Source organism: Arthrobacter sp. StoSoilB20 (assembly GCF_019977295.1).
Taxonomy (GTDB): domain Bacteria; phylum Actinomycetota; class Actinomycetes; order Actinomycetales; family Micrococcaceae; genus Arthrobacter; species Arthrobacter nicotinovorans_A.
This window is the reverse complement of the sequence record NZ_AP024651.1, coordinates 1,604,594-1,621,010: the sequence shown is the minus strand read 5'-3', so window position 1 is coordinate 1,621,010 and position 16,417 is coordinate 1,604,594. Positions and strand designations below refer to the sequence as shown.

9 protein-coding genes are annotated in these 16,417 nt (G+C 65.0%); all 9 read right to left on the bottom strand.

What is annotated here, in order from left to right; genetic code table 11:
* Positions 1-10: 10 nt before the first annotated feature.
* On the bottom strand, positions 11-634 hold the full coding sequence (locus LDN85_RS07275; RefSeq protein ID WP_223945007.1) for a hypothetical protein: 624 nt from the start codon (positions 632-634) through the stop codon (positions 11-13).
* A 97-nt stretch (positions 635-731) separates the two neighbouring features.
* A complete protein-coding gene (locus LDN85_RS07270) occupies positions 732-5,186 on the bottom strand; it encodes an FtsK/SpoIIIE domain-containing protein (protein WP_223945006.1) in 4,455 nt (1,484 codons plus the stop codon).
* Positions 5,183-5,887, bottom strand: coding sequence for a hypothetical protein (locus LDN85_RS07265; protein ID WP_026541428.1), 705 nt, complete (start codon positions 5,885-5,887; stop codon positions 5,183-5,185). The genes LDN85_RS07270 and LDN85_RS07265 overlap by 4 nt, the downstream gene beginning before the upstream one ends.
* A gap of 45 nt (positions 5,888-5,932) precedes the next feature.
* On the bottom strand, positions 5,933-7,750 hold the full coding sequence (locus LDN85_RS07260; protein WP_223945005.1) for a serine/threonine-protein kinase: 1,818 nt from the start codon (positions 7,748-7,750) through the stop codon (positions 5,933-5,935).
* On the bottom strand, positions 7,747-9,927 hold the full coding sequence (locus tag LDN85_RS07255; RefSeq protein WP_223945004.1) for an FHA domain-containing protein: 2,181 nt from the start codon (positions 9,925-9,927) through the stop codon (positions 7,747-7,749). The genes LDN85_RS07260 and LDN85_RS07255 overlap by 4 nt, the downstream gene beginning before the upstream one ends.
* Positions 9,914-10,837, bottom strand: coding sequence for a protein phosphatase 2C domain-containing protein (locus LDN85_RS07250; protein WP_223945003.1), 924 nt, complete (start codon positions 10,835-10,837; stop codon positions 9,914-9,916). The genes LDN85_RS07255 and LDN85_RS07250 overlap by 14 nt, the downstream gene beginning before the upstream one ends.
* Entirely contained in the window at positions 10,834-12,456 is a 1,623-nt protein-coding gene (locus tag LDN85_RS07245; RefSeq protein ID WP_223945002.1) for an RDD family protein, read from the bottom strand. The genes LDN85_RS07250 and LDN85_RS07245 overlap by 4 nt, the downstream gene beginning before the upstream one ends.
* Complete coding sequence (locus LDN85_RS07240) at positions 12,449-14,944, bottom strand: transglutaminase-like domain-containing protein (protein WP_223945001.1); 2,496 nt, start codon at positions 14,942-14,944, stop codon at positions 12,449-12,451. The genes LDN85_RS07245 and LDN85_RS07240 overlap by 8 nt, the downstream gene beginning before the upstream one ends.
* A complete protein-coding gene (locus LDN85_RS07235) occupies positions 14,941-16,344 on the bottom strand; it encodes a DUF58 domain-containing protein (RefSeq protein ID WP_223945000.1) in 1,404 nt (467 codons plus the stop codon). Before LDN85_RS07235 ends, LDN85_RS07240 begins: the two co-directional genes overlap by 4 nt.
* Between the last annotated feature and the right edge of the window lie 73 nt (positions 16,345-16,417).

Below are 16,417 nucleotides of genomic sequence, written 5' to 3'. Positions count from 1 at the left end.
ATGCGGTGGGCTAGTGCGAGGAGAGCCTGTTCTTGCTCCAGAGTGCGAAGGCAAGGCCGCCCAGACCAACCAGCAGGACGCCGCCCAGGATACCGAAGAGGCCCAGCATGTTGGGGCCGGAAATCGAGGTACCAACCATGGCCGCGGCCTGGGTCTCCTGGCCCTTGTCCACCGGGGTGTTCCAATTGGACGACTTGGAGGGGCTGGGGCTGGCAGAGACGGAACTTGCCGAAGGCGAGGCCGACGGCGTTGCTGACGCGGTGGTCTCCTCAGCAGTGGGCGTAGGTTCGGAAGACTCCGACGCCGGACTGGTCACCCGGGGTGCCACGGTGACGAACTGGGTGACCGCGGGCTGCGGTGCCTGGACGGGCGGCTGGGGAGGCGCCGGTGCCGGCGCCGGCGCCTTCTGGGTTTCCCTTACCCTGGTCGGTTCCGGTTGCGGCGCGGGCTTCTTATCCGGCTCCGGGGCCAGGCCAGGCTGCGTGGGTGTGGGCTCCGTAGGAACCTGCACGGGAGCACACGTGGCTTTGCCCTCCGTGCATGGAGCGGCGTGGACTGCGCCGGCGGGCGCAAGCACCCCGCCGACGGCAAGGAAAGCGGTAAGGAGAACGGCAGGGACAACGGAGTGTCTCATGAAGATAACCTCAGCTGGGGCGTTGGGGTGCCGCCAGTTTTCAAGGAGTTCGGGTGTTTTGTGAAATCCTCCTATATCCACTGCGCTGCGGCAAATCCTAGCTTCTGTTCTCCGGTGGCATGGCAATCTGGAGTTTGCGTACCTTGCCCCGTCCAACAATGTATCCACGGCCCGGAATGAAGTCGGTACTGATCCTGCCCAGGGAGGTGTTGAGGAGGCTGTCGCCCTCCACATCTCCCGGGTTGAGCAAGAGTCCGCGGCGGCCGGACTTGAACGGCTGGGCCAAGGACCAGGCCTGGGACCAGGTGGAGGTTTCGGACTCCCCCACCACCCATTGATCGGCCTTGATGGCTGCCGTGACCAGGCGGCCGACACCCGATTCTGCAAGCGTGTCCGTGAACTCGGTCAGGCCCTCGATGAAGATGGCCATGCTGCCCGGGTTGTCCGAGGCTTTGTCGATCAGGTCGTCCACCACATCGGACACTTCATCCGGGCCCACCAGCGAGCGGCTCCAGATGTTCAAGGAGGCAACAGCGGAACGGCGTGAACCGATGTAGATCAGGTCCGTCCGCGGGTTGGAGCGACGCAAAGCGTACGCCAAGGTAACCAGTGCAACCGTCCGTCCGGCACCCGGAGGGCCGGCGAGGAGCAGCGAACCCTTGGCGGCGATGGCCGCCGAACCCAGCGTTTCGTCGTCGACGCCTATCACGGGGTTGTCCGGAGCGCCGGTAGGCAGGATGTCCAGGTCCACCAATTCCGGCAGGCGCTGGATCTGCGGTGCCTGCTCCAGTCCCTGGCGGACCATGGCTTGGCTGAGCTTGGCCACTTCGCGTGCTTGCAGGGCCAGGTTCGGGTTGCCACCGAGCACGGCGAGCTGGACTTCCAGCCCATCAAGCAGGCCTCGACCGGGAGGTGACGCAGCGTTGAGGACGTCTTTGGGGACGTCCAAGGTCATGTAGTCGTCTTCGGAGCTGAGCCGCAGGACCAACCGCTTCTGGATGGAGGCAAGGAGCGACGCCGGAACGGAGTTGGTGCGGTCACCGCTGACTACAAGGTGGATGCCCAAGGGACGCCCGTCGGTAGCCAGGGTCAGGAAGATGTCCCAGAGCGCGGACAGCTTGCTGTACTCGTATCCTTCCCGGAAGGAGGACATACCGTCGACCAGGATGAAGATGCGCTTCTCCTCCGGCCGGTTGGCCAGCTGCCGGTACTCGACAATCGTCGATGCCCGGACCTCGGCGAACCGGGCAGCGCGGTCATCGGCCACTTCCTTGAGCCAGCGCAGCAGGCGGCCCACCCGTTCTACGTCGTCGCCGTTGATGATTTCACCAACGTGCGGGAGTCCGTCCAGCATCTTGAGGCCCGAAGAACCGCAGTCGATGCCGTAAATGTGCACCGGACCACCCCGGGGGGTGACAGCGGCAGCGATGGCGATACTGCGCAACGCAGCCGACTTTCCGGATCCACCGGTGCCGTAGACAGCCATGTTGCCGTCTTTGTCCGGTTCGTAAAAAACAGTTGGCTGGTCCTGGTGGGCGGGATCATCCGCCACGCCCAGCAGGAGCCGCTCATCCGTCCGGGGGTTGGGCAACTTGGAGAAGTCGTAGGTGGTGGCCAGCTCGTTCAGCCACGGCTTCCGGGGAGGCTCGATGGACAGGACGTCGGCAGCGCGGATGATGTTTCCGGTCATCCGGGCAATGTCGTTCGGGCCGGCCGGTTCTTCCTCCACCTGGGAGACCAAAGGCGGCTCCCAGGTGGGGCCGGAACCGAAGGCCATCTCGACGATGTCGATCCTGGGACGCTGCGGCTTGTCGGTGGTCCAGCCTCCGGCGTAGCCGGTCTGGAAGCCCTGGATGCGGCCCGGACCGGTCTTCGCAGCGCCACGCCCCGGAATCGAGGGATCAAAGTAGGCAGCAGTGGGAACACCCAGGATGTCCACGGCATCCACTTCATCGGCCATGCGCAAAGCAACGCGGAGGTTGGTGTTGGCCCGCAGGTTGTCCTTGATGACGCCGGCGGGACGCTGGGTGGCCAGGATCAGGTGCAGACCCAGCGAACGGCCTCGGGCTGCGACGTCCACCACGCCGTCCACGAACTCGGGAACTTCGGTCGCCAGAGCCGCGAACTCGTCCACGATGATGATCAGGTAGGGCGGGGCCTCGGGATCGGCCTCGCGCTGGAGCGCCAGCAGGTCCTTGGCTTTCTTGCGGTTCAGGAGGCGTTCACGGTAGTGCAGCTCCGCGCGCAGGGAAGTCAGGGCACGGCGGACCAGGTGCGGGGACAGGTCAGTTACCAGGCCCACGGTGTGGGGCAGGTGCAGGCAGTCAGCGAAAGCCGCGCCGCCCTTGTAGTCCACGAACAGGAAGCTCACACGGTCCGGGCTGTATGCCGCGGCCATGCCCATCACCCAGGACTGGAGGAACTCGGACTTACCGGCACCGGTGGTACCACCCACCAACGCGTGCGGTCCCTCGTTCTTCAGGTCAAGGTAGAACGGCTCCACGCCCTTGGACCCCACCAAGGCCCGGAGGCTGCCGTTGTCCTTGCGGTTGGGCACTGCCGTGGCGTGGACCGAGTTGTTTTCCTGCCACCGCTCGGCCACGGCCTGCGGGTTGTCCATCAGCTCCTTGCCGATCAATGTGGCATAGGAGACCGCGCGCGGGAGGTCGGAGTCGTCGTCGAGCGGGTTGCCGACGTCCACCAGCGGGGACATCATGCGCGCCAGCTGCGTGGCGAGATCCGCGTCGAGGCTTTCACAGCTCACCGGGTAAGTGTGGCGGCCCAATCGAACCTGGCCGGTGGTGGTGCCATGATCGCCGTCGACTGAGAGGAAATCGCGGCACGCTGCGGGGAGCGACTGGACATTGGCGGCCACCCACATGATGTGGACCCCGCAATCGGGGCCCCGCTCCACCAGGCGGGTCAGGCGTCCGCGATCCACGGGGGCGTCGTCCTCAACGATCACCAGGACCGCCGGAACCACGGGGGCGGGGATCTCTTCGTGTTCGTCCTTAAGACCTGGCCGGGGCTGGGGGCCCGGTTCCTTGGCCATGGACTCGCGTTCTTCGACGAGGCTTTCCAGCCGGGACAACAAGGCAGCACCGGCACCAGGGCCGGCGGCGAGGTGGTCGCCGGAGAGCGGGCTGTGGCCCGAACCCACATGCGGGAGCCATTGCAGCCAGTCCCAGCGTTCGCGGGAGCGTGCCGAGGTCAGTGAGGTCAGGACCACTTCCGCCGGTGAGTGGAGGCCCACCAGTTGGAGCACCATCCCGCGGGCAACATCGTCCACCACGCTGCGGTCCCCCGCGACGCCGAACGAGCCGGAGGTACGCAGTTGGGAAACGATCGGCACGCCTTCAATCACACGGACCTGCTGAAGGCATTCCTGGATTTCGCGCATGTACTGCGGTTCGGTCTCGTTGGCGCCGGGCTCGTCGAACGGGATCCGCGACGGCGCGGAGCCCAGCCCAAAACGGACGCCAAGGAAGTGCTGGTGCTCTGGACGGTTGGTCCACAGCAGCGGGCCAAGCTTGTAGATCGCGTCCACGGTATCGCTGACCGACGGCGCTTCCTGGAGCCTGACTGCGCGCTCGATGTTCTGCTGCCGGTCAATGTCCTCGCGGAATGCCAGCATTGCGGCTTTGAACTGCTTGTGGCCCTCCTTGGCCTGTCGCTTGCTCTGCATCTTGTGGTCCACATAGTGCCCCACGATGAACAGCGGCATCATGGCCATGAAGAGCACGGACAGCAGGTTCTGGGTGACGGCGAAGAGCACCCCACCCATCAGCAGCGGCGCCACCAGCATGATGTAGGGGAAGGGCTGGTGCTCGGGGCGCTTGGGACCGGCCGGCGGCACGCGCTTGGGCGAGTCGAACCTGGGCAGCACCCGGGGCGAGCGGTTGAAGTCCACCAACGGCGACGACGGTCCCCCGCCGTGGTTGCGCGACAAAGCCACCACTCCCACCGTGGTGTCGCCCAGAGTGACCGTGTCCGAGGACTGCAACGTTGCCCGGGTGACCGGCAGCCCATCCATCAGGAGGCCGTTGGCGGAGTTCGTATCCACGATCTCCACGGTTTCGCCCACCGTAATACGGGCGTGGCGCTTGGAGGTCAAGGGGTCGGTAAGCCGGATGTCGGCGTCCCTGTCCCTGCCGATGTAGCTGGTGCCGAAAGGCAGCGAAAATTCGCGTCCGACGTCGGGCCCTGACATAACCCGCAGCGTCGCCGCTGCCGGTCCCCTGTTGGTGCCGTTGGCGTGGCCGTTCGAGGCGAACTGTTCACTGACCTGCGCGAGCGAAACCTTTGAACCAGGCCGCAGCCCGGACTCCAGCAAGTTGTCCGTGGGCCGCAGGACGTGCCCGGACAGGCCTCCTCCAACGAACGCTTCGTCCACGCTGATGGACAGGTTCGACGGCGGTTCGGTCCCCTTGCGTACGGGGTCGGCGGCCCAGAGTTCCGTGGCGATGTCAGCAACCGTGGCACGGCCATCCACCGTGACGGCGAGGTCCTTTGCTTCGGCAGGATCGCGCCGCAAGGTCAGGCGAAACTTCATCCTTCGTCGACTCCAGTCATTTTTTCAAGAAGGTGCAAATCCGCCGGGGTGACCAAATGCGAGGTCACAGCGTGCTCAACCAGGCGGGCGCGGCGATTGGTGGCTAGTTTTCCGGCGCCTCCGCGCAGGCCCACTACGCCCACGCGGTCCAGTTTGTCGCACACGTTGTCCAGCTTGCGGTTGAAGCGGGTCAGCGCCCATCCCAGGCGCTTGGCAGCCTCTGCCGAGGAAGGAATGGCGCTGAAGCCGGTGCCTTCGCGCCGCAGCATGGGCTCAGCCAAGGCCACGATCAAGGCCTTCTGCGAGTCGGTAAAGACCACGGGCCCAATGGTGGTGTCCCCGGCCTGGTCTTCTTCACGTGCCTCATGCCGGAACGATGGCGTCTTCAGGTGGACGGCGAACTCATAGGTGGTGGGACCGGCCGTGAAGATCACGTTGGTGTGGCTGAAGACAAGCGGGATCCTTGCTCCGGGTGCGAGCCAGGCCTGCATTCCGCCGGAACCATCGGCGATCGTGGCAGACAACATGCTGCCCACGTTGCTGAGCCACCACATGCCGTCGTAACGGGCAATCTGCAGGAAACGCCGGTGCAGGTACGGGTTGTCGTCGACCTCCAGATCACCTTCCCGACCAATGTCAAAGACGTCTTCGTCGGATGGTTCGTACCACTCCCCACAGAAATCTATTGCTAGATCCCCCATGATCTGTGCCTCCTATGTCGGTGATAAGTAAGTGTCATGCGCCGGTCAGCCTTCCAGGCAAGCAATGGATTCCGGGCCTTCCGGTGAGGCGCTGCCATCAGAGCGGACAATGATGACCTGGACACAAATGGGCGTTTCACCGAATCCGGAAACAAACGCCTTCTCGGTCTGGGTTGTCTCATAGGCGCCGTCGGCTTTGGCCGATTTGGTGCGCCACTTATAGGTGTCGCCCTCTTTTGGCTGCGGATTCTTCCAGGAGAAAACAATGATGTTCGGGTCCTTGGTGTCCCGCGCTGCGGACAGTGCTTCGACGTCGGGGACGCTTCCACTGTCCAGGGGATCGGCCGGGGGCTTGCTCGCCGTTTCTGTCGGTGCAACCTTTGGTTGCGCCGAGGAGCCCAGGACCACGCCAACAACGACGGCGACCACCAAGACTGCTGCTCCGGTGGCGGCGAGCCACAGGTTGCGTTTGCTGTGGTCGGCGGCCGGGGCGTCGTCGTCAACAGCCGTTGGCACCCCTGCGGAGGCAGAGGAGCGGCTGATGGTGGCATCATCCACAGGCTCAGGCGAGGACTGCCACCCCCGCAGCACTGTGGACTCTGCGACGTCCGGTTCTTGCACAGGGCTGTTGTCCCGGGCAGGCGCGTGAAATTGGGGCGGGGTTTGCTGGGCGGCTGCTTGCGTTGATTGGGCAGGGCTGGCTTGTTGGGCAGCGCTGGCTTGCTGGGCAGGGGTTGCTGGCTGGGCAGCGCTTCCTGGCGTTTGCTGTGCGGGCCTGAACTGGGCCGGCTGTACCGTTTGGGGCGGACCAGCCGACTGCGCAGGAGGCCGGGTGGCTCCTGGAACAGTGGAGGGAAAAGTCCGCGCCGGGAACGTGGGAGCCGAGCCCGTGGTGGCCGTTCCGGAGGCGTCCGGATCGATGGATGCAATGCTCCGGACCCGGGTTTCTTCGAAGTTGTCATCCGGATGCTGCTCGTCACCGTGCCCGGGCTCTTCGAGTACCTCGAACGGCGTCACGGACAGGTTCAGTTCTGTCTGGATCCGCTGGAGCGCCAAGGCAAAAGCGTGGGCCGACGAGTAGCGGGACCCTGGCGATTTCGCCATGGCCGTAGCCAGGACCAATTCCAGCGACTCCGGAACATCCGCCCGCCCCAGCCTGGGCAGGGGCGAATTGGTGATGCGTGAAATCAGCTCCCGCTGGGAGTTGTCCTGTCCGGGCAAAACGAACGGCGAACGGCCGGCCAAAAGCGTGTAAAGGGTTGCCCCCAGGGCCCAGATGTCCACGGGAACCCCGTCCACTGCGCCGCCACGGAACTGCTCAGGCGGCGACCACGGAATGGACATGCCGGCGTCGTCCTCGGTGTCCGCGCCAATGGTGCCGGAAATCCCAAAGTCCGTCAGGGCAGGCCGGTTGTAGTCAGTGACCAGGATGTTCGCCGGCTTGATGTCCCGGTGGACAATGCCGGCCCGGTGGGCAGTCTCGACGGCGGATGCCACCTGGATGCCGACGGCCAGGACCTCGTCCACGCTGAACCGCTGGCGACGGTAGCGGACATCAAGGCTTGGCCTGGAGCAATACTCCATGGCGAGGTAGGAATGGCCGTTCTCGGTGATCTCTGCTTCGAAGATCGTGACAATGTACGGGTGCGAGGACAACTGGGCCATCAGGTTGGCCTCGGACTCGAAGCGACGGCGTGCGCCCTCGGTCTTCAGGTCCGACAGCAGCACCTTGACGGCTACTTTCCGGCGCGGCCTGTCTTGCTCGTACAGGTAAACATCCGAGAATCCACCGGAGCCGAGCAGGCTGACGTACTGGAATCCCGGGATGGGTGGAGGCGGCGCGGGGGGCCTCTTGGAACTCAAAGAATCTCCTCGAAACGCAATGAAATATCGTCACCCAACTCTGCGATATCGCCATCGAGCAGGATGGCCATCTCGTTTTGGGCAAGCCTGCGGGGTGCCTGGCCTTCCCTGATCAACACGGTTCCGTTGGTTGCTTTCAGGTCGCACAGCATGACGTGCCAACCTTCCAACCTGACCTCGACGTGGGAGCGGGAGATGTCCCCACCGGGGCTTTCCACCTGCACCAGCTTGGGCATGGTGCCGCCCTGGACACGGGAAACGGAAGGTTGCCGTCCAATGATGAGCGACTGGTCAAGATCAATCAGCTCACCTGTCGAAAGGCGCATCCGGCCAAGACGTGGACGTGGGACCTGCTGCGCATCGCCGGACAAGGCGGTACCGCACACGGAACACTGCGGGTAGGTAGGCGGATTCGCGTGCCCTTGGGAGCACACCCTCGCCAGGACGCTTGGTCCGTTGGCAACCGCTGCCTCCGACGCGTCTTTCGCCGCATCCGACGCTGGTTTGGCCGCGTCCGTGGGATCAGCAGCAAGGCTGCTCTTCATGATGGTTTGGCCGTCATGATCTGAATCTTCGTCAACCGCGGGAGAAGGCGCCGCTGGCCAGCCGCCTGGAAGCTGCGGGGCAGCGTCCACTCCACGCGCTGAGGGAGCCTGCCCGGGAGCTGGAACCGACCCAATGGCCGGCACCGCGGGCATATTCGAAAGCGGTGGCGGAACGCTGCCCGTGTCCGGTGCAGTGGGATTGTTGCGGAGCCAAGGGACGGAATCGATCAGCCCGGAGCCTCCGGTGGCTGCCGGGGGTTGCTCGACGGATTCCACGGCGGGTTCCACGGCGGGGGGCAGCTCAATGGGTTGCCCATGGCGTTCCGGAGCGGAGGGTTGCTGAATCGGGGACCCGGGGGCATCCGGTGTCTTGGACGCCGGGGCACCAGACATCTGGGACACCGGGGCGTCGTGGTCATCGGAATCGTCTTCCACGCGGACAGCCGCGTCTTCAATATTCCGCATCACCGTCTTGTCCCACAGGTGATCGTAATTGGTGGTGGTTTCCAACGTGGGCAACAACGGATCGGTGGTGCTGGTGTGGACAGGGGCTTCCGACGCCTCCTGAACGTCCTCAACCGCAGGGCCATCTGCGGGTCCGTCCGCGGGTGGTGCCGCAACCGCCGCTTCCTTCGCGTCGTCGTTCGTTTCCGGACTCTGGAGGCCAGGGGAATCCGGAAGTGCGCCCGCTTGCGAAGACCCAGCCGCCGCGGTGCCCTCCCCTGCCGGGGCAATTGTCAGTGAAGCCGCTCGGGTACGGTCAGCCGCAACCCCTTCAAAAGATTGCTCGGCCACGTGGGACTCCTGGTCCACTGGCCGGCCAGCGGCCGGCAGGATATCAGCGTGCTGGTCATCAGCGTCTTGGTCATCAGCGTGCTGGTCATCAGCGTGCCGGTCATCAGCGTGCCGGTCATCAGTGGGTTGGCTGGCGGAAAGCTGGCCCGGTGCGATGGTCAGGCCCAGGTCTGCCTCGGTGTAACCGATCATGGTCTCGTCCGAAACGCTGTCCCGCACGGCAGACCCGGCGTCGCGTTCCTTGGCCGGCACCTCCACAGGAACGGCTGCAGCGGATATCACCGGCACGGCGGGCCCGGTGTTGCCGTCCTTTGCCGGCACCTCCACGGGAACGGCTGAAGCGGGTATTGCGGGCACGTCATCGCTGACGGGTTCGCCGGGGGCAGCTTCCAGTGCTGACAAGAGCACCACGCCCTCCGCCACGGGAAGGCTGTTCAAGGGCATGTCCGAGGCGGAACCGCCACCAATCCGGAGGCTGTAGGAAGTTGCGCCGGCGAGCCGGCGTTCGGTCCATGTAGTGACATCACGTCCGGTGAGCTGTTCGGCACCCGACTCGAACTGGACCAGCAGTTCAAGATCACCACGAAGGAACACACGGAGCGCATCCTTGGCGTCAATGATCCCGAACGGAGGGATGCGGCTCAGGGATACGCCAAAGGCGTCCGTTACCTCGTGGAGGACTTCGTGGGCCTCGGGAGCTGATTCCAGCAACCCCCAAACAGTATCAATCAGGGCGTGCGGCGTATCCGGGCCAAGGAGCACCACCGTTCCGTTCCGTACCACGCCGAACCAGTCACCCTGCTGGTAGCGGGTCTCCGACAGGTTACTGCTTGCCATCGACGCCTTCCTCCTGGTCCGCCGCGGGAAGCTCGTCTGTTCCATTCACCCAGGCCCTGGGAAGCGTGTCCTCTTCAACCTCGGCGGCAACCTCGGGGCGGGGTGCAGTGGTGGCGATGCCGGCGTCGTTCAGGACGTTCTTGGCGTCCACCACTATGACGGTGACGTTGTCACGGCCGCCGCTTCTGAGTGCGGCCTGGATCAGCGCGTCCACGGCGTCCTGCGGATGGGCCACGGTGCTGAGGATACGGAACATGTGGTCATCGCCCAGTTCACCGTTGAGGCCGTCGGAGCAAATCATGATCCGGTCGCCTTCCTGGATGGGAAGCAACCAGAAATCGGCTTCGGTCTCATCGCCGGTACCCAGGGCGCGGGTCACTACGTGCCGCCGGGGATGGACCGTTGCCTGCTCGGCGGTGATGTCCCCGGAATCCACCAGTTCCTGCACCTCGGAGTGGTCAACGCTCACCTGGGTGAACTCCCCCTGGCTGAGGCGGTATGTCCTGGAATCGCCGATGTTCATCACCAGCCAATAGGGCAGGTCCATCTGTTCCACCACCACGACGCCGGACAGCGTGGTTCCGGCCCGGGCTCCGGTGGCGTTTCGAATAGCCGCGTCAGCCCTCAAGAGGCAGGCCTGCAGATCCGCCGCGGATGCTGTGCGGACACCGGAAGCAAGTTCGGGGGCGCTGCCCAGGGCCCGGACGCACATGCCGCTGGCAATTTCTCCGGCTTCGTGCCCGCCCATGCCATCGGCCACCGCGAAGACGGGGTCGGCAGCGATGAACGAATCCTCGTTCAATTCACGGCGCAGGCCGCGGTCCGTACCGTACCCATAGCTCAGGCCAAAGGATGGCCCGCCCGGGACACCTGCTTCGGCGTTGGCAGGGGTGGCCGGCTGTGAATTCATGCTTGTCCTAGGTGGAAGGAACGGTCGCCAAAGTGAACGGTGGAACCGGGTCGGACCAGGACAGCCTGGCCCGGATGGAGTCGAGTCTGGAGGCCGTCGGGCGTGGTAACGGCACTGCCGTTGGTGGAGTTTCTGTCTGTGACCCAGACGCCATCGCCATCCACGCGCAGATGCAGGTGGGTTTTGGAGATGGACCGGCCGGGGTCCGCTACTGGCATCAGTTGTTCCACCGCTTCCCCTGGCTGCGGGGCAGGGTTGCGTCCCAGAAGAACCGAGCCACCAAGCTGGACGTCCTGGCCGTCGTCGATCCGGATCCGCAGGACCGCTTGCGCACGCTCGGCCCCGGGACGCATCTGGGTGCGCTCGACGTCGTCGTCGGGGTGCCCGGCAAAGCCGGGAACCGGTGCAGGAGGTTGTTGGATGACCTGGGGTTCAGGGGCGACCGGCGGCTGAATGACATGCGGCTGCTGCGCCACAGGGGCCGGGCGTTGTGCTGCCGCAGGGGGCCATGGAGCCGACGGCGGACGCCACTGGTTGGGGTCGTGGGAGGGTTGCTGCGCGGCCGGCACCGCAGGGGTCGCATGCACCTGAGGCCCCTGCGATTGAATCCCCTGGGCTTGAATCCCATGGGCTTTAGTCCCCTGAGCTGGGGAAGCAGTCCTCGGGGCGGACTGCCCTGCGCCGGACGGCACCGGAGAAGCCACTGGCTGCACCGGCGGCAGGTCCATTGGAGCGAAACTGTAGGGCCCCTGAATTCCGCCGGTAGCCACGGGGTTGCGTCCCGCGTGGACATCGAACATCAAGGATTTCGCTGCCTTGTCCTGCCAGCCGCGCAGTTTGCCGTCTTTATCCCAGGCATTGGAGACCACCACCAGGATGGCCCACACAACACCAAGGAATATCAAAGGAAGCCCGATCCACAGGACCAGGGAAATCAGGCCAAGCGCGGAAAGGACTACCGAGGTGATCCCGCCGAGGAGCAGGACACTGCCGGTGACGATGCCACGAACAAAAACGGCGCCTGCGCCGGGAGCGTACCCCTCGGCATCGGAGCTGCGGATTCCCATGAGCTGGTTGCCAATGGTGTTGCCGGATTTCGCCTCAAGGGCAAGCAGAACAAAGATGTAGACAACGGTGACGCCCAGGCCGATGCTGCCCAGGAGGACCAGCAGGCCGGTGTCATAAACAATGAAGCCGTTCCGGCGGGTTTGGGTGATGCCCGCGATGCCTATGGCGAAGGTGGTGGCCAGGACTGCTAGTGGTCCAAGCCAATCCAGCACAGCAGCGCCCAGCCTTTTGCCTGCAGATGCGGGCACCAAGTCGAGCTTGGTGGTCATGGTGGTCCCTCCCCCTGGCCCAGTGATACGGTCCGGCGCGTTGCTGGTTCCCGGTGGCACCGGGTGTGCCGGCGACGCCGCCGCCGACACTACCGAGATACTACCGGGATCGGGCACGCCCTGCCGGGTGGCGAACTCCAAAGCCGCTTTTTGGGCGTGGTTGATGTTCCCTTCCTTGCGGGCTCCACGGTTGCTCAGCGGGGAACCGCACTGGGTGCAGAACGCAGCCCCGGGACGGACCGCATGCTTGCAGGCCGGGCAGAGTTCGGCCTCATTACTCATTGGTGGTGTCCTTCTTGAACGGCCAGGTGAAGCGACGACGTGTCGCCGGATCAGTGGTTCCCAGCTCCCGGCGCCTCAAGGCGGCCCGGCCATCGGACAACAGGGACCGCGGCGAGAACCTGGCTTGCTGCCGTTTCCAGAAACCGACGCTTCCAGTGATGTCGGTCAAGGACGAGTCAACGATCTCCCAGTAGTCCTTGACCTCGTCCTCGCTTGGTTGACCGGCGCCAAAAACGGCAGCGTCGGCGCGGTGGGCCAGCATCGTGGTGGTGCCGCCCGCGTTCGGGAACGCCTCCGCGATGACCGTGGCCGACTCGCGGCGCGTGGACTTGGTATCGATCGAGGCACCCATGTCGGTGGCAAGGCTGATCACTTCGTTCCATCCGCCGCCGACCCGCTGCGCAGGGTGGCCGTCACGGAAACGGGCCTTCCGGCGTCGTGCCTTCAACAGGAGGATGAGCAACAGCGGCAAGGCCAGGATCCCCAACGGAATCAGCGCAACACCGATGGCTGCCAACAACGGACCCCAGAACAGCCAAGGGTTGTTCTTCTTCTCATCAGCGTCCAAGGCATCGGGGGTGGAGTCCGGCGGGAGGTCTGCCGGTTCCTGCGGCGGGGGCGGTGGCTGCAGCACCTGCGGCTTGGGCTTGGACTTGTTTTCCGGGTCCGGCGGAATGGGCACGTTGTCTTTGGGCGGGGTGGGATCGAACGCAACCCAACCCACACGGTCGAAAGCAACCTCAACCCAGGCATGGACGTCCTTGCCGGTGATTTTGATATCCCCGGCGCCATTTTCGGGGCTCTTCGGATCGGGGTAGAAGCCCATCACCACGCGCGAGGGGATGCCCAGGTGCCGGAGCATGAGGGACATGGAGACGGCGTACTGCTCATCATCGCCCAGCATCTGCTTGGCGGAGAGCATGTTCCGGATACGTGCGGCGCTGTGGCCGGGCAGGCTCGGAAGCTGTCCCTCCGTCACCAAGCCATTGCTGAACGCACCGCTCTTCTGGAAGTGAGCTTCAATCTGCCGCACGCGGTCAATGGCCGTCGGCGCATCCGCGGACAATTCGTTGGCCTGGGAGGCGACGATCGGCGGGACCTCCTGCGCCTCAGGCAGAGTGAGCTTTGCGAAGTCGTACTGCGTCAACTGCCCGTGCTCCAAGGTACCGGGGTCCGAGACCTGCACGGTGTAGTTCTCACCCTTGGACAAACCCTTGGTGCTTACAGCGGTGTCCGTACCGGCATTGAAGTAAAGCCCTGAGGCCGCGCCGGACGTGTCGGAGAAACTCATGCCGGTGGTGTGCCGGCCGCCCGGGACGAAGTACCCCTGGTAGTCCTCCACAGTGATGTCCAAGGTGTAGTTGGTGCCCTTCACCGGGCTCCCGGTATCGGCCAGCGTATTGAGCGAGCGGGCGTCGCCCACCTTGCTGAAGTTGCCGGAACTGTTGGGATCCATGGTGTAGTTCAGGCCGTTGAAGGCGTCCAGCGCAGCCAGGCGCACACGGGCATCCTTGGGCAAGCCCTTGACGGTAAAAAGCGTGCTGTCCTTCTCGTCCTTGACGAAGTTCCGGAAGCTCGCCAGAGGAGTGATGTAGTCACGCGGATCGAACGGCGGGACAATCGTGTTCCGCAGGACCTTCCGGTCATCGCTGGCCGTCACAATCGGCGAGGCGATGGCGGTGACACCGACGGCGACCGCGATCACGGCAGCAGCAGTCCCCAGCCTGCGAAGCTGGCCGCGGCGGGCCGCACCGGCGTCGGAATCCGGCCTGTTGGCCGAGACGGTCTTGGTGCTCCGCTGCCGAAGGACATCGCGGCGGAACGTCGCCCATACGATCGAAACGATGGTGAGGGAAACACCGCGCTCCACGTTGAGGAAGCTCGCACTGGTGCTGAAGGCGATACCTGTCACGAACAACACCAGGACGGGCAGCAACGGCCAGTACGGGCTCTTCAGGCGCCATGTCAGCAGGCCCGCGGCCAGCGCCGTGAGCAGCGAGCTGAGGAATGGCACAATGAGCGTCCCGTTGGCTGTGCCCACGGGAACGCCCACTGTGAGCATGTCCTTCCAGGAAAACACCACGCCCAGCAGCAGGGTCCGCAACGAATCGAGGCTCGGCAGGACGCCAAAGACCGCTGAATCCGGGACAGCCAGGGCAGAACCGAACAGCATGTAGGCGCCGAAGGTCACTGCTGCGGTGATCAGCAGCCCCAAACGAAGATGAGCGTTCAGGACCGCGATGCCCAGTCCGAGCAGCACACCGCCCAGACCTGCAACCAGATAGTGCGCGTCTCCGCCGAAGCTCAGGCTGAATCCGAGGACTCCAAGGAAAAGCAGCACCGCCAGGGCACCGCAATCCACGGCGAAGTGCCACAACGGGCGGCCGTCGGCAAAAATCGACCCGCGGGCGGCGCCACTGGCGCGGCCTGCGGACCTGGCTCCCTTGGCGGCGCGGGGACGCACGCGAAGATTGGGCGCGGTGCTCATGCTGCCGCCTTTCGAAGGACAATGGCGAGGTCGTCCAGGTCGCCCACCGTGAGGACCGTCAGGTCCGCGATGTTGGCCCTCGACGGCGCCGCGCCGGGTTGGACGCGCACCGCCAGGCTTCGGACTCCCGGAGGTACGGACGCGGCGCAGGTTCGGAGCTGGGTCGCGCTGACGTGGCTGCCCACGACGAAGAACACCACCGAAGCGTTCGGAACGGCGTCGGACAGGTTGCGTGCGAGGTCGACGGCGGTCTTCCGCATGGGTGCCCCGACAATGCGGGTGGCGTCGTCCAGCAGGTTGCGGCCGGTTTCGCAGCGGAGCGGTCCTCTTTGGGTCAGGACGTCGAGATCGCGCTGCTCACTGATGGCCTGGCGTCCGATGGATGCCGCCACTGAGATGGCCATTTCGAATTCAGGCTCGGAATCGTATTCGTCAGTGTTGATGGACAGGGCGATGGCAAGGTGGGCGCGGCGGGTTTCTTCGAACTGGCGGACCATGAGTTTGTTGGTACGTGCCGTGGTCTTCCAGTGGATATGGCGGCGGTCATCGCCCGGAACATAATCCCGAAGTGCATGGAAGGAGACATCCGCGCTGGACAGCTCCGTGGTGGGCATGCCTTCGAGGTCACGGATGAAGCCGGCGGCAGAGCTGCCCAGCGACACCGTGCGGGGGTGGACGAAGAGGTCCACCGGTTCCGTCCACATCACCCTACGGCGCAGGAGGTGGAGGGGGTCGGCGCGTACCGAGCGAACCGGACCCACCACGATCACGGCGCGCCGGGCCGTGGGGATGGTGAAGAGATCCTCGTGGACCTGCGCCGGCTTCATGCGGGGCAGATGGAACACAGCAGTATTGGCGCCGACCGGAAGTTCCAACGCGGCCGGCAGCAACGGCCTGGTGGAGACGTTGGACACCGCAATACTGCCCACCGCGTCATCGCCCACAGCCACGCGCGTGCGGGCAAGGTCCAGGACCACACCGTAGGCCGAGCGGCCAACGATGAAGGCAATCGCCAGGACGAACAGGAGGAAGGCGACCATTGCCGCGGACTTGGCTTCCTGCCAGCCCCAAGCCTGTCCGGCCCACCAGAGTCCGATCGCAGCAGCCAGGACCACCCAGCCCAGCAGGCTCACTACGGACAGGACCGGCCACACGAACTTCAACCAGACAACGCGGACCCTGGTCCACGCCGGAGAAAGGAACTGGGCGGCTGTTCCCGCGGCTTCGGCCCAGACGGCGGCCGGGTGAAGTGAGCTGGACTTGCCCGGTTTCCCGGTTCGGCCAGGGCGGTTGCCTGGTTCGTTCCGGGGAGTGCGGGCGCCGCGGATCTTGCCGCTCACTGCCGCCGTAGCGCGCTTGAACGAGTCAGCAGCCCGGGTCAGGGGTGTGCTGGAGGACATGTGGAGGCCTTTGTTTGAGCTGGGGTGCAGGTGGGGGTGCCAGGCGCCGGACTGGTTTGACCCGGCGCCGGCG

Coding starts and splice junctions, on each gene's coding strand:
- LDN85_RS07250 (WP_223945003.1), bottom strand. CDS start 10,837: ATGAATTCACAGCCGGCCACCCCTGCCAACGCCGAAGCAGGTGTCCCG.
- LDN85_RS07270 (WP_223945006.1), bottom strand. CDS start 5,186: ATGAAGTTTCGCCTGACCTTGCGGCGCGATCCTGCCGAAGCAAAGGAC.
- LDN85_RS07245 (WP_223945002.1), bottom strand. CDS start 12,456: ATGAGTAATGAGGCCGAACTCTGCCCGGCCTGCAAGCATGCGGTCCGT.
- LDN85_RS07240 (WP_223945001.1), bottom strand. CDS start 14,944: ATGAGCACCGCGCCCAATCTTCGCGTGCGTCCCCGCGCCGCCAAGGGA.
- LDN85_RS07265 (WP_026541428.1), bottom strand. CDS start 5,887: ATGGGGGATCTAGCAATAGATTTCTGTGGGGAGTGGTACGAACCATCC.
- LDN85_RS07275 (WP_223945007.1), bottom strand. CDS start 634: ATGAGACACTCCGTTGTCCCTGCCGTTCTCCTTACCGCTTTCCTTGCC.
- LDN85_RS07235 (WP_223945000.1), bottom strand. CDS start 16,344: ATGTCCTCCAGCACACCCCTGACCCGGGCTGCTGACTCGTTCAAGCGC.
- LDN85_RS07255 (WP_223945004.1), bottom strand. CDS start 9,927: ATGGCAAGCAGTAACCTGTCGGAGACCCGCTACCAGCAGGGTGACTGG.